13 protein-coding genes and 2 pseudogenes are annotated in these 13206 nt (G+C 62.7%); 4 read left to right on the top strand and 11 right to left on the bottom strand.

Annotation, left to right across the window (positions count from 1 at the left end; genetic code table 11):
- The 4 genes and pseudogenes from ABRP87_RS06800 to ABRP87_RS06785 form a co-directional block, all read left to right on the top strand.
- Positions 1–174 (top strand): annotated as a pseudogene (locus tag ABRP87_RS06800) (IS110 family transposase); the annotation flags it as partial.
- 120 nt (positions 175–294) lie between these two features.
- Positions 295–1068: an ArsA family ATPase gene (locus ABRP87_RS06795; RefSeq protein WP_349868151.1), complete on the top strand. Its 774-nt coding sequence runs from the start codon at positions 295–297 to the stop codon at positions 1066–1068.
- Positions 1069–1145: 77 nt separating this feature from the next.
- Positions 1146–2465: a C1 family peptidase gene (locus ABRP87_RS06790; RefSeq protein WP_349868150.1), complete on the top strand. Its 1320-nt coding sequence runs from the start codon at positions 1146–1148 to the stop codon at positions 2463–2465.
- Positions 2466–2478: 13 nt separating this feature from the next.
- Complete coding sequence (locus tag ABRP87_RS06785; protein WP_349862487.1) at positions 2479–3780, top strand: C1 family peptidase; 1302 nt, start codon at positions 2479–2481, stop codon at positions 3778–3780.
- 126 nt (positions 3781–3906) lie between these two features.
- Here ABRP87_RS06785 and ABRP87_RS06780 read toward each other — a convergent pair whose 3' ends face one another.
- From ABRP87_RS06780 to hpt, 11 genes and pseudogenes are all read right to left on the bottom strand, one after another.
- A complete protein-coding gene (locus tag ABRP87_RS06780) occupies positions 3907–4518 on the bottom strand; it encodes a GNAT family N-acetyltransferase (protein ID WP_349862485.1) in 612 nt (203 codons plus the stop codon).
- A complete protein-coding gene (locus tag ABRP87_RS06775; RefSeq protein WP_349862483.1) occupies positions 4518–5405 on the bottom strand; it encodes a pantoate--beta-alanine ligase in 888 nt (295 codons plus the stop codon). The genes ABRP87_RS06780 and ABRP87_RS06775 overlap by 1 nt, the downstream gene beginning before the upstream one ends.
- Entirely contained in the window at positions 5402–6076 is a 675-nt protein-coding gene (locus tag ABRP87_RS06770) for a Rossmann-fold NAD(P)-binding domain-containing protein (protein ID WP_349868149.1), read from the bottom strand. Before ABRP87_RS06770 ends, ABRP87_RS06775 begins: the two co-directional genes overlap by 4 nt.
- Positions 6077–7177 carry a DUF6779 domain-containing protein gene (locus ABRP87_RS06765; protein ID WP_349868148.1) on the bottom strand — a complete coding sequence of 367 codons (1101 nt, stop codon included), beginning with the start codon at positions 7175–7177 and terminating at the stop codon, positions 6077–6079.
- Between the two features lie 5 nt (positions 7178–7182).
- Positions 7183–7656, bottom strand: coding sequence for a DUF3180 domain-containing protein (locus ABRP87_RS06760; RefSeq protein ID WP_023023950.1), 474 nt, complete (start codon positions 7654–7656; stop codon positions 7183–7185).
- Entirely contained in the window at positions 7653–8138 is a 486-nt protein-coding gene (gene folK / locus ABRP87_RS06755) for a 2-amino-4-hydroxy-6-hydroxymethyldihydropteridine diphosphokinase (protein ID WP_349868147.1), read from the bottom strand. Before folK ends, ABRP87_RS06760 begins: the two co-directional genes overlap by 4 nt.
- A gap of 95 nt (positions 8139–8233) precedes the next feature.
- A pseudogene (folB, locus tag ABRP87_RS06750) lies at positions 8234–8608 on the bottom strand (dihydroneopterin aldolase); the annotation flags it as partial.
- Between the two features lie 2 nt (positions 8609–8610).
- Entirely contained in the window at positions 8611–9516 is a 906-nt protein-coding gene (folP, locus tag ABRP87_RS06745; protein ID WP_051138413.1) for a dihydropteroate synthase, read from the bottom strand.
- A 95-nt stretch (positions 9517–9611) separates the two neighbouring features.
- Positions 9612–10220: a GTP cyclohydrolase I FolE gene (folE, locus tag ABRP87_RS06740; RefSeq protein ID WP_349868146.1), complete on the bottom strand. Its 609-nt coding sequence runs from the start codon at positions 10218–10220 to the stop codon at positions 9612–9614.
- Positions 10221–10231: 11 nt separating this feature from the next.
- A complete protein-coding gene (ftsH, locus tag ABRP87_RS06735; RefSeq protein WP_349868145.1) occupies positions 10232–12601 on the bottom strand; it encodes an ATP-dependent zinc metalloprotease FtsH in 2370 nt (789 codons plus the stop codon).
- Positions 12602–12613: 12 nt separating this feature from the next.
- Positions 12614–13201, bottom strand: coding sequence for a hypoxanthine phosphoribosyltransferase (hpt, locus tag ABRP87_RS06730; protein ID WP_349868144.1), 588 nt, complete (start codon positions 13199–13201; stop codon positions 12614–12616).
- Positions 13202–13206 lie beyond the last annotated feature (5 nt).

Raw genomic sequence — 13206 nt, 5'->3', positions numbered from 1 at the left:
CAATTCCACGAGCGTTCACGGCAATTCTATGAACGAAAGCGCAAGGAAGGCAAGCGTCACAACGCTGCGGTCGTAGCACTCGCCCGCAGACGAATCAACGTCCTCTACGCCATGATGCGCAACCACGAGTATTACCGCGACCCTGCCCCAGCAAAGGAAGCCGCAGCAGCCTAACCCCTAACGACGAAACAAGCCGACTGGAAAAATCCCAGTCGGCTACAAGTCGCGCGCAAAAACAACACACCTAAAAAATCCCGAGTTGAGGATCCGCCCCCGTCCGCCCCACCCGCGAGATTGACAAACTATATAGGAACACCCTCCCTCTCCGCCATCGAGCTCGATCCTGCCCAAGCCACCGAGGAACACCTTGCGACCGTGGGCGCCTCGATGCGCCGTTTCATGCCGGAGCACCTGCACGGCGAGGTAAAAAAGCACCTGGATTTGGCCCGCCAATCCCCCGGCACGCAGGAGGCGGCGCTCTTAGAGCGCATGGCCGCCCTGGTCGCCGCCGCGGACGAGTACGACTACCTCATCTTCGATACCGCGCCGTCCGGCCACACCTCCCGGCTGATGGCCCTGCCGGAAATCATGGCGGCCTATACCGATGGGCTGCTTGCCCGGCGCGAAAAGTCCGATAAATTCGGCTCGCTGGTGCGCGGGATGTCCGCGGAGTCCGGCGCCGATAATGACCCGGTGGACCGGCGCAATCAGGAAATCCGCGCCACGCTCTTCCAGCGCCGCGAGCGCTTCGAGCACCTGCGCGCTGCGCTGACCTCTCAGCGCACTGTGTTTCATATCGTGCTTACCGCCGAGCGCCTGCCCGTCCTAGAGTCCTCCGAGTTCCACGCGGATCTCACCGGCAATGGCGTGCGGGTGGGCTCCATGCTGGTCAATCGCCGCACCCCGGCGGACCAAGGCGAGTTCTTGGCCTCTCGGCGCGCCGCCGAGGACGAGGCTCTGGCGCTCTTGCACGATAAGCTTCCCGATACCCCAGTCCATGAGATTCCCTGGCTCCCAGAAGAAGTGGGAAGCCCCGAAGCCGTGGCGCGGCTCGCGCGGCATCTATAGCGATCTGTAGCGATCTCTAACGGCCCATCCAGCCCCAGCGGCCTCGCGTGAAATCGCCGTCTGCTAAAACGGTGAGTATGACTTTGCTCACCAATGACTTCCTGTCCCAATTGCGCGAGGAGGCCGCGGCGGACTCCCAGCTGCGCGTCGCGCGCAATGCCATTACCAGCGTAGGGGTGGCCAAGGCGGCCCTTGACCGCGACCGCATTACCGCGCTCTACCCCATCACCGAGGTAAAGCTCGACAGCCTCGGGGTCACCGACCAGATGCGCTCCGGGCGCTGCTGGATGTTTGCCGCGCTCAACGTGTTCCGCCACCGCGCGGCCAAGGAGCTCAACATCGATGACTTTGAGTTTTCCTTTACCTACCTGCAGTACTTCGACAAACTCGAGCGCGCCAACTTCGCACTCAACCAGCTGCTGGATCTCACCGAAGACGGCACCGACTGGGATGACCGCGACGTGGCTACTTCCCTCGAGCTCACAGGCGACGACGGCGGCTGGTGGTCATTTTTCACCAACCTCGTGGACAAGTATGGCGTTGTCCCGGCCGAGGTCATGCCGGAGGTGCACTCGTCCGGCCACACCGCGCAGATGAACCGCGATATCGCCACGATCATCCGCCGTGCTGCGCACCGTGCGGTGGAAGGCGAGGGGGATCGAGGGGACATCGTCAAGCAAGCCCGCACCGATATCCAACGCGTGCTCGCCATTCACCTGGGCACCCCGCCCGAGGAATTTACGTGGAGCTACCGCACCAAGGACGATCAATTCTTCCGTGTGCACTCCACCCCGCGCGAGTTTGCGGATAAGTACCTGCCGAAATTGGACGAATACGTCGTGCTTGCCGATGATCCCCGTACCACCAACGACAAGCACCGCCTCTACACCAGCGCCGGCGTGAACAACGTCGCTGGCGGCGCGCCCGCCGGCTACCTCAACGTGGATGTGGACGAGCTGCGCTCCGCCGCGCGCGCCAGCATCGAGGCCGGCGAACCGGTGTGGTTTAGCTGCGATGTCTCCCGCCAGTTCTCCTTCCAGAACGCCGTGTGGGACGAGGGCCTCGTCGATACCGATGGCCTCTACGGCATCGATTCCACCATGAGCAAGGAGGAGCGCTTTACCTCCGGCGAATCTGCGCCCACCCACGCGATGGCGCTGACCGGAGTTGATGGTGCGCCGCGGGCATGGCGCGTGGAGAACTCCTGGGGCACCAAGCCGCCGCGCAAGGACGACGCCGACGAGGTACCCGGCAAGGGCTTTGCCACGATGTCGGATGAATGGTTCGGCGAAAACGTCTTCCACATCGCCGTGCGCAAGGAATTCCTCACTCCCCAGCAGCAGCAAGCGCTAGAGACCGAGCCCATCGAGCTTCCCTTCTGGGACCGGATGAACTAAGGAGCATCGAAAAATGAATGAGATCAATCCACAGGAAGTTCACACCACCAACGCCACGCTTGCCAGCGAGCCGGCCATCAAGGCGGCGCGGAATGCGGTGGCGCAGGAGGGCATCGATAAGCTGAGCGTCGACCGCGACCTCGTGCGCGAGCTCACCACGGCGACCAGCCACAAGCTCGATAAGTGGGGCGCGGCCAACCAGAAGGCCTCTGGCCGCTGCTGGATTTTTGCGGGCCTGAATTCTCTGCGCGGTGGCATCATGGACCGCACCAACATCAAGGATTTCGAGCTTTCGCAGACCTACCTGTACTTCTACGACAAGCTGGAAAAGGCCAATTGGTTCCTCACCGCGGTAGATGAGCTCAAGGACCGCGATATTACGGACCGCACCTTGACCAAGCTCATGGATGACCCCATCGGCGATGGCGGCCAGTGGTCCATGTTCGTCTCCCTGGTGGAAAAGTACGGCGTGGTGCCCAAGTACGCCATGCCGGAGACCGCGTCCTCCGAGGCCAGCGCCATGCTCAACCGGAACCTGGAGACCGTCCTGCGCCGCGCCGCCCACCAGATCCGCGCGGGCAAGTCTGGGGCACAGGAGCAGGCGCTTGCCGATGTCTACCGCATCCTCACCGCCAACCTCGGCCTCCCGCCCACAGAGTTCCAGTGGCAGTACCGCGATAAGGACGATAACTTCCACCGCGAGGGCACCTATACCCCGCAGGACTTCGCCCGCGAATACCTCCCGAAGGACTTGGGCGAGTACGTCTGCGTGGTCAATGACCCGCGCAATTCCTACGGTGAGCTCTACACCGTGGACTACCTAGGCAACGTTGCCGGTGAAAAGGTCACCTATCTCAACGCCCCGGTTGAGGTATTGCGCGATGCCACCCGCTCTGCCATCGAGGATGGCCAGCCCGTCTGGTTCGGCTGTGATACCAGCCAGCAATCCGATGCCGATAGCGGCGTCTGGGCCAAGCAATTGCACGATTATGAGGGGCTGTATGGGGTGGAAATGGGCATCGAAAAGCCGGACCGCCTCCGCCTGCACGAGTCCCTGATGACGCACGCGATGGTCTTTACCGGCGCTGACATTGCCGAGGGCGGAGAAGTCACCCGCTGGCGCGTGGAGAACTCCTGGGGCACCGAGAAGGGCGATAAGGGCTTTTGGACCATGGCCGATGACTGGTTTGACGAGTACGTCTTCGAAATCGCCGTCCACCCATCCCGCCTGCCTGAGCAGTACCAAGAGGCGCTGAAGTCCACCGAAATCACCACCCTGCCGGCGTGGGATCCGATGGGCGCGCTGGCGAACTAGCGCGGCGGTGCGGGTGGCGCGGGGAGACCCGCGCCACGTGAAGCCGTGCTCATTTGCGCGGCGTGACGCGGCGTTCGTTTGCGTAGCGTGAAGCTGCGCTCGTTTGCGTGGCGTGACGCGGTAGCCTCACGCTACGTGGCGGACGTACAGCATGCAGGTAAGGTCGCGGTCCTTATCGATGGAGATTTCCTTCTCCCCCACCCGCTCAAAACCGCGGGAATCGTAGAACTGATAGGTGCAGCCATCGTCGGTGTAGAGGTAAATATCCTTGCCGGGGTGGCGCTCCTCAAAGGCCTCAATGAGCGCCGTGCCCACGCCCTTCACACCCGAGTTTGGGTCCGCGACGAGGAAGCCGATTTCACCGTCCACGGTGTTCTCAGCCAGGTAGCTTAACAACATGTCCTCGTTCGCGGCATCGTAGTCCTCACGGTGGCCGCCAGGGCGCAGGCTGTTGAAGAGATCCACGGCCTTGACATAGGCCTTGCGCCACCACGGATACGGCAGCGCTGGTTCGCCTTTAATCGATGCCAGAATCACGCCGAGGAAACGCCCATCATCGGCATAGGCTGCCAAAATATCGGTGGCCTGGGCGCGCTCTAAATCCCAAAAGTAGCGGCCGTAGGCATGCTCGAAGCGCGGGTTCTTTACAAACCAGTGCAGGTGCATGCCTTCGATGGCAAACTCAATCGCCTTGGGCTCATCGCGCGGGTCGAGGTCGCGGATGTGGATTTCGGTCATTAGTCCTCCGGGGATTGGTCTTGTTCGCGCTGCTTTTCGCGCTCGAGCTCGGCCTTAGCCTCGTGCTCTTCAATATTAGTGAAACCAATCCCCAACGGCAGGCCAACGTTGTCAATTACTCTGACCCCGCCAATGGTGGCAGCGACCAGCAGGCGGGCATCGCCCTCGGCAGGCGGTTCTCCCAGATCGCGGCCGCGCACTTCTAGGTATTCCGGTTCTACTCCGGCGGCTTCTAGGACACCTGCGGCAACTTCGCGGACCTTTTCCGCGCCTGCCTCTGCGGCGTGTGCACCAGCGGTGAGTGCGGCGGACAGGGCGGCTACGTCTTCGCGCTTATCTTCGGGCACGCGCGTATTGCGCAGGCTCATCACCACACCATCGGGCATGCGCACGGCGGGAACGCCCTGCACGCGAACCCCGAGGTGCCAGTCCTGCACCGCGTGGTGAATGGCCAAGAGCAGCTCGTAGTCTTTCTCACCGATAAGCACATCGGTGGGCGAGAGCGCCATCATCAGCGTGAGATAAAGGGTGAGTTCGCCGGATAGGTCTGGTTCTAAGCCTGCTGGGAAGTCTGCGGCGTCGCGAGGCGAGATTGTAATCCGGCGGCCATGCGGCCAGAGCTTCTCGGGGGTGTAATCCCAGATGACATCCACGCCCTCGGCGCGCAGGAGGTCTACATCTTTGGCGCGAGGTTCTTGGAGAGCCACGACGGTCACCGCGCCACGAATACGGCGGGCTGCGCGTACCAGCGCAATGTGCCCGGCATGCACGCCGGTAGTCAGCGGTACAAAGGCCACGGGTCGACCGGTCTTGCGCAGGGCGCTTCCCACCATGCGGATGCGGTCGACCTCGCTGACAACGGTGGCTTGTCCCATCTGCAAGCTCATCGCGATTCCTCCTGCAAGGCCCACATTTCTAATTCGGTGCGATCTTCTACTTCGCCTAAGCGCCGAGCGGTTTCGAGGTAATGGCGGCGCATTCCCGGATCCGTGGCGCCGCGATAGGCCGCGATGATGTCCTCGGAATCGATGTCGAATTCGGACGGTGGGATTTCATCAAACTCGGCAAAGAAATTGGCTTCTACGGCAGCTGCTAGGTGCAGGCGGCTGAGCATTTCTATGTAGTAGGAGCGGGCGGCGAAGGCGGGACGCTCGGCATCGGAAAGCGGCACTGCGTGCGCCCGGAATTCGCTCAATACGAAGTCAGCAATGTTCTCGCCCAGCTCATCCAGCGAAGATACTGCCCAACGCCCGCCTGCCATGGGTGCGATTGCCGCCACGATGCAACCATGAGTCTCCAGCGGATCGAGGCATTGCACGCCTCGCGACAGGCAGGTGTGGAAAGCGATCAGACCCTTGTGCACGTGGTCCTCGACAAGCTCGACTGCAGCATCCAACCGTGCCTCGCCCACGGCGAGAATCAGCGCCTGGAAGGAGCCAAGCTCGGCCGGATCATCAAGCATCTCCACGGTATGGCCGGCGCGCTCCATGGCGTTGGCCAGGGAAATCCCGGCGAGGCTGCGCCCGAAAAGGGCAACGCGCATGCGCGGTGGACGCATTTATTTATCCTTCTTCATCTGTGCCAATAGCTCCGACACGGACACGGAACCATCGCGTTGCTCATCGCTGCGGCGGCGACCACGGGTCTGCTGCTGGCGACGCGACGCCGCTTGCTTCTGCTCGGCGGCCACGTGGTGGCCCGAGCCCTTGTATTCCTCGCGCGCATCCTTGCCGGATGCCTGCTGCGGGATGTTCTGCGTCACCGCATCGGAAGCCGGTTCAGCTGCGGTATCAGCCTCTGGCTTGCGGTGGCTGCCACGGGCGCCAGAGTGAGCTGCGTTGCCAGAGCCCGACTGCCGAGAGCCTTGGCGCTTGATATTGGAGTCCCCACCCGAATCCCAGCGCACGGCCTGGAAGCTGCCGGTATCGAAGGAAACGTCCTTCGGTTCCTTCGCCCCCGCGGCCTCGCTGGACGTGGCGGGCTTGGGGGCATCGGCAAGCTGCTCGGAGTGGGCGGGCTTAGCGGCATTATCGGCCCGCGAAGAGCTGCGCTGCGCGCGGGTGTTTTCGCTGATGATGTCATTGAGCGGGTTAGAGTCCGCGTGCGCGCCGGAGGGTTGATTGCCCAGGCGGCCGGCGATGGCATCGGCAGACGGCGCACCGGTAGAGGTTTGCTCAAAGTCGACGTTTTCTTCCCTGTGGTGGGACGCCGCGGCGGTCTGCGCCTCCAGCTCCATGATGCGGCGCGCCTCCGCGTGCAAGGCGGCTGGCTCGTAGGTGAAATCGTGGCCGGACAAATCCTCGATCTGCTTCCGGATAGAGGCCAGCTCGGTGCGGATCTCATCGAGGATTTGCTGATCCGGCAGCTCCTTGCCTTCGGCTGCGCGGGCCTGCTTGAGCTCCGCGCGGTGGGCGCGCTCCTGCAGCTCCAGCTTGGTCACGGATTCCTCGGCCTGGCGGCGGTAGCGCATCACCAAGAAAAAGCCCACCACTGCGGCCCACAGGGCGGCAATCAGCGCAATCTTGAGCGCCGCTGCGGAGCCGGAAATGAGCATGACGATGCTGGCGATAACGGCCAAGATGACGAGGGCGATAATCCCAATTTGTCCCCAATCTGGCGAGGACGACGAGTTTTTGGAAGAAGAGCGCGGCTGAGTCATGTTCCCTAATGTACCGCTTGAAGCCCGTCCGGTGGCGGCGGGGTCTCACAGTGTCGCTCCAATCGCAGGCCAGCCGCAGACATGGCGATGCCGCCAATCGCGGATGCAAGCACTCCCACCAGATCATCGGAAGCCGCGACAAGGGTGCCCGCATTCGGGATGACATACACCGCCACCCCTGCATAGAGCCCACCGACGATCGCGCCCGTCCACGCCGAAGCCTTACCCACCAGCATGAACTGCGCGATGGTCATGGGATTAAGCTGCGAATTATCTAGCCCGATGCCGTGGTCCTCATCGGTGGCCTTATCCACCTTCCAGGTAAGCCCCAAGCACACCACCACCATGAGCCATAGCGTGGCAGATACCGTGACCGGGATGGACATCATGGAGCCATAAAAGCGCGTGGTGAGGATGGCCGCCGCGGCTGCCATGAATATCCCAACACCGATAAGCGCACCGAGCGAGGTTCGTTTCATAACTCCTCCATCAGGCCCAAGCGGTGGATATTGACGGTTTCCTGCGGGTCCAACGCGGCAACCAGCGCGGAGACATCCTGTCCCTTCAACTTAGCAACCGCATCAGCGGCCAACCAGGGTATAAGCACGAATGCGCGCTCGTGGGCATAGGGATGCGGAACGATAAGTTCCGCATCGGAGGAGCTATAGCCCTCGATATCGACGATGTCCACGTCCAGGGTGCGCGGGCCCCAGTGGCGCACGCGCACGCGCTCAGCCGCCTTTTCCAGCTTCTGGCCGCGCCGCAAGAGCTCCAGCGGGCTCTCCTCGACGTCCACGATGAGCACCGCATTCAAGAATTCATCCTGGTCCGTTACTCCCCACGGCGGGGTGGCATAGACGGGCGAGGCCGCCACGATGTCCTCGCGGAACTCGGTAAATACCGTGCGCAAAAGCTCCACGCGGTCATCCATATTGGAGCCGATGGATAGTACCGCGCGCATTACTTACTCCCGGGGTTCGTGTCGGGGCACTGCGCGTCGGCTCGCTGTGCCTCGGCCTGCGAAGTGCCTGCCTGCGAGGCGGACCGTGGGGCTCCGGTACGCGCGTGCTTGCGGGAGCGGCGGGCGACGACGGCGACATCGGCAAAAGTGCGCGGGATCGGCGCCTTGGGCTTGTGCACGGTCACTTCCACCGCGTGCAGGTCGGCGAAGGATTCCATGATGGTATCGGCCACCTCGCTGGCGACGGTCTCAATGAGGTCGCGGGAGGGGCCTTCGACGATGCTGGCGGTGACATCGGCAAGCTCTGCGTAATTGATGGTCTTGGTCAGATCATCGTGAGCAGCGGCCTCGGCAAACTCGGACCAGCAGGTGATATCGACGATGAAGGGCTGGCCGGTGCGCTTTTCCTCATCAAAGACGCCGTGGTAGCCAAAGCACTCCAGGCCGGTTAATTCGATGCGATCTGCCATGGTTAATTCCTTTCCGTACCCATCGCGGTAGAGGTCACTGTGCCCGTGCCGGTGGCGGCATTGCGGTAGCTGCCGGTGGCATTGGCGCCGCCTACATAGGACTCGCCGGCGTTCCACGCGGCGGCCACGTCGACGGCATCGCGGGATACGCCCACCTCGTGCACGCGCACGCCCCACGCGCCCATCTGGGCGGAAATGGCGGTCACGGCGGCGGTGGCGGGATCGGCAAGCAAAGGGCTCGCCTCTACCCCGCGGTCTTCCCGGATAGCGGCGAGGAAGCGCTTGCGCGAGGCGCCCACCAGGATGGGGAACTCGCCGTCCAGGAACTCGGGCAGGGCCTTAAGCAGCGCCCAGTTATCCTGTGGGCTCTTGGCAAAGCCGAGGCCCGGGTCCAGCACGATATTGTCCTTTTTCACGCCTGCATCCAGGGCGTTTTGGCTCAGCTGGGCGAGGGTCTCGTGCACGTCGCGGACCACGTCGCCGCCGTGATCGGCCGTGCCCGCCGCGGATCCGAACGCGCCTTCCTGCAGCGTGCGCCAGTGCATGAGGCAGACGGGCACGCCGGCATCAGCCATGGCGGCATACATTTCAGGATCGGCGAGGCCGCCGGAGACATCGTTAATCATGTCCACCCCGGCCGCAGCCGCCGCGGCGGCAACCGAGGCGCGCATCGTATCCACCGAGGTGCGAATGCCCTGCTCGTGCAGCGCCTGGATGACCGGGACCACGCGGTCGGCCTCTTCCTGCGCCTCCACGCGCACCGCACCCGGGCGGGTGGATTCGCCGCCCACATCGATCATGTCCGCACCCTGTTCCACCAGCTCACGGGCATGAGTGGTGGCGGCGTCGAAGTCGAGCCACCGCCCGCCATCGGAAAAGGAATCCTTCGTAACATTCACGATGCCCATGACGAGCGTGCGTTTCGGGATGGTCAATTCTCCAACTGAGGAAGCCGGGTGCACTGCGTTCTCCTTTTCGCTCGACAAACTCGACTGCGTACGCGCTACGTACGAATGAAGCTGAGCACTTCCGCGCGGGAGGCGGCGTTATTTTTAAACCCGCCGCGCACCGCGGAAGTCGTTGTGGTCGCGCCCGGCTTGCGGATGCCCCGCATGGCCATGCACAGGTGCTCACACTCGATGACCACGATGACGGATTGGGCCTCGAGGACATCCACGAGTGCATCGGCAATCTGCTGGGTCAGGCGTTCCTGGACCTGCGGACGCTTGGCGTACATATCCGCCAGGCGCGCCAGCTTGCTCAGCCCGGTGACGTGACCGTCCTTGCCGGGGATATAGCCAATATGCGCCACCCCATAAAACGGCACGAGGTGGTGCTCGCAGGTGGAATAGATAGGAATATCGCGCACCAAGACCAGTTCCTGGTGGTCCTCGGCGAAGGTCTTGTGCAGCACCTCCGTCGGGTCCTCGTGCAGGCCGGCGAAGACCTCACGGTAAGCGCGGGCCACACGGGCCGGGGTTTCGCGCATTCCTTCGCGATCAGGGTCCTCGCCCACGGCAAAGAGTAGCTCGCGGACGGCCGCCTCCGCCCGCTCCTGGTCATACGGTGCGCGGGCGGGCACCTGCTGGTTATCAGTGTGATTTTCAGACATGCACGTACTTCTTACTCTTTATCATCGCGCGGTTTTTCCGCATCGCGCGCGTAGGGGTTATCGCGGCGGGAAGACTCATTCCAGCCTGGGGTGAACCATTGGCTGGTTTCTCCCTCTGGCTTGTGGTGCTTGCCCCTGCTTTCCGATGCCGAATCCGATCGCCCTTCCCCACCGTCGCTGCTGCCGCGGTCGCTCTGGTCCGCGCGGTCGTTCTGGTCGTTTCGGCCGCTGCGTCCATCGCTGCGGCCGCTCTGGTCAGTTCGGTCTTCGCGGTGGCTGCTGCCACCGCCGTGCAGCTCGCGCACCGTTTCGGGGTTCACGTAGTCGCCAGCGTGCTGGCCAAAGTTAAAGCCAACCTCGCCCTTGATCTCTTCGCCGGCGAGGCGGCGCTTGCGGGCGGCCCGGGAGGCATCGAGAAGCGTCATGCGTTTGGGAAGTTCCTCGCCGCGCTCCTTGGCCAGCTCAACCGGGGTCTTGACCGGCGCGTAACCAATCTGGCGCGGGAAGCGATCGTCTTCGCCGGGGAAGACATCGTAGGCATCGCGCGGCTCAATGCCGTCGAAGATGCTCTCCAGATCCGGTCGGCGCAGGGTCTCCTTCTCCAGGAGGGCCTCGGCCAGCTTGTCCAAGAACTCGCGGTTGGTGCGCAGGATGTCGTAGGCCTGCTCGTGCGCGCGCTCGAGGAGGTAGCGCATCTGCTCATCGATCTTGGAGGCAAGGTCATCCGAGTAATCGATGGAGCCGCCACCCCCGCCCATCTGGCTGAACGGATCGCCCTGCTCCTGGCCGTACTTGACGGTGCCCAGGTCAGGAGAAAAGCCGTATTCCGTCAGCATCGCGCGGGCGATCTTGGTGGCGTTCTCGATATCGGAGGACGCGCCCGTGGTGGGAGCGCCGAAGACCAATTCCTCGGCGGCGCGGCCACCCATGGCAAAGACCAAGCGGGAAAACAGCTCGTCGCGGGTGTACATGCCCTTGTCGTCTTCCTGCGAGGTCATGGCGTGGCCACCGGTGCGGCCGCGGGCCAGGATGGTGACCTTGTACACGCGCTCGATGTCCTTCAGTGCCCACGCGGACAGGGTGTGGCCGCCCTCGTGGTAGGCGGTGACCTTCTTCTCGTGCTCGGAGATGATCTTGCCCTGGCGCCGTGGACCGCCCACCACGCGGTCGGTGGCTTCTTCCAGCGCGTCATAAGTAATGACGTTGCCGCCGATGCGGGCGGTGAGAAGCGCGGCCTCGTTAAGCACATTGGCAAGGTCCGCACCGGACATGCCGGCGGTGCGCTTGGCCAGCTGCGCCACATCGACCTCTTCCGCCAAAGGCTTGTCCTTGGCGTGGACGCGCAGGATCTGCTCGCGGCCGGCCAGATCCGGGTTGGTGACCGGAATCTGACGGTCGAAACGGCCCGGGCGCAGCAATGCGGGGTCCAAAATATCTGGGCGGTTGGTGGCCGCGATGAGGATAACGCCCTCGCGATCGCCAAAGCCGTCCATCTCCACCAGCAGCTGGTTCAGGGTCTGCTCGCGCTCATCGTGTCCACCGCCGGTACCGGATCCGCGCTGGCGGCCCACGGCGTCGATCTCGTCCACGAAGATGATGCACGGGCTGTGCTCTTTTGCCTGTTTGAACAGGTCACGCACGCGGGAGGCACCCACACCGACGAACATCTCCACGAAGTCCGAACCGGAGATGGAATAAAAAGGCACGCCGGCCTCGCCCGCAACGGCGCGGGCCAACAGGGTCTTACCGGTACCCGGAGGGCCATAAAGCAGCACGCCACGCGGAATCTTCGCGCCGAGCTCGTAATAACGGGAAGGATCATCAAGGAAGTCCTTGATTTCCTGCAGCTCATCCACGGCCTCATCGGCGCCGGCAACATCCTCGAAGGTATTGGTCGGCATATCCTTGGTCAGCTCCTTGGCCTTGGAGCTGCCGATGCCGAACATGCCGCCAGCACCCTGCTGCATGCGGGACATGAGCCAGAACAGCAGGCCGAAGAGGATGACCATCGGCAGCAGGAAGCTGAGCATGGAGCCCAAGAAGGAATCCTGGGTGACGTTGGTCTGATACTTCTCCGCACCCGAATCCTTGACCGCATCAAAGACCTGCTCGGAGGCGCGCGCGGGGTACTGAGACACGATCTCTTGTACGCCCTCGCGCTCTTCTACCGTGATTTCGTCCTTGAGCTTGATGCGCAGGCGCTGCTCGCGGTCATCAATTTCTACCTCGTCAACGTTTTTATCCTGCAGCTGTTTCAAGGCCACGGAGGTATCCGTGTCCACGTATCCGCGGGTCTCGTTGCTAAAGAACGTAAAGGCGTACAGCGCTACGAGGATCAGCGCCGCAATGCCGCCGTAGCGAAGGAGTTTATTGTTTTTCATTACTGCGCGATTTTAGTTGGTGGTATAGACATCAGGGTGAAGGGTGCCCACAAAGGGCAGGTCGCGGTAGCGTTCCGCGTAGTCAAGGCCATAGCCAATGACGAATTCATTGGGGATATCAAAGCCCACATCGAGCAGATCGATCTGCGCTTTTACCACTTCCGGCTTGCGCAACAAGGTCACCACGTTGAGCGACTTCGGGTTGCGCCCCCGCAGGTTGCGAATGAGCCAGGATAGCGTCAGGCCCGAGTCGATGATGTCTTCCACGATGACCACATCGCGCTCGGCGATATCGCGGTCCAAGTCCTTCAAGATGCGCACCACCCCAGAAGAAGACGCGGAGGCGCCGTACGAGGAGACGGCCATAAACTCCAGCTCCGAGGGAATAGATAGCTTGCGTGCGAAGTCCGTCAGGAAAAAGGCCGCACCCTTTAATACGCAGACCAAAAGCAGGTCTTGCTCGGCGTCGGCATATTTTTCAGACACCGCATCCGCCAGCTGCTGGACGCGGTCTTTGATTTCCTCTTCCGTGATGAGGATTGCTTCTACATCGTCTCCGTAGCGGTTTGCGGGGACGGCGAAGTCTTTCTTGTCGTGCACGTGTG

This window comes from Corynebacterium sp. KPL2830 (assembly GCF_040225635.1).
Classification (GTDB): Bacteria; Actinomycetota; Actinomycetes; order Mycobacteriales; family Mycobacteriaceae; genus Corynebacterium.
This window is presented reverse-complemented; position numbering and strand designations above follow the sequence as displayed.

Coding starts and splice junctions, on each gene's coding strand:
- ABRP87_RS06780 (WP_349862485.1), bottom strand. CDS start 4,518: ATGACCGAAATCCACATCCGCGACCTCGACCCGCGCGATGAGCCCAAG.
- folP (WP_051138413.1), bottom strand. CDS start 9,516: ATGGGCATCGTGAATGTTACGAAGGATTCCTTTTCCGATGGCGGGCGG.
- ABRP87_RS06775 (WP_349862483.1), bottom strand. CDS start 5,405: ATGAGCTTGCAGATGGGACAAGCCACCGTTGTCAGCGAGGTCGACCGC.
- ABRP87_RS06790 (WP_349868150.1), top strand. CDS start 1,146: ATGACTTTGCTCACCAATGACTTCCTGTCCCAATTGCGCGAGGAGGCC.
- ftsH (WP_349868145.1), bottom strand. CDS start 12,601: ATGAAAAACAATAAACTCCTTCGCTACGGCGGCATTGCGGCGCTGATC.
- ABRP87_RS06765 (WP_349868148.1), bottom strand. CDS start 7,177: ATGACTCAGCCGCGCTCTTCTTCCAAAAACTCGTCGTCCTCGCCAGAT.
- folE (WP_349868146.1), bottom strand. CDS start 10,220: ATGTCTGAAAATCACACTGATAACCAGCAGGTGCCCGCCCGCGCACCG.
- ABRP87_RS06770 (WP_349868149.1), bottom strand. CDS start 6,076: ATGCGTCCACCGCGCATGCGCGTTGCCCTTTTCGGGCGCAGCCTCGCC.
- folK (WP_349868147.1), bottom strand. CDS start 8,138: ATGCGCGCGGTACTATCCATCGGCTCCAATATGGATGACCGCGTGGAG.
- ABRP87_RS06785 (WP_349862487.1), top strand. CDS start 2,479: ATGAATGAGATCAATCCACAGGAAGTTCACACCACCAACGCCACGCTT.
- ABRP87_RS06760 (WP_023023950.1), bottom strand. CDS start 7,656: ATGAAACGAACCTCGCTCGGTGCGCTTATCGGTGTTGGGATATTCATG.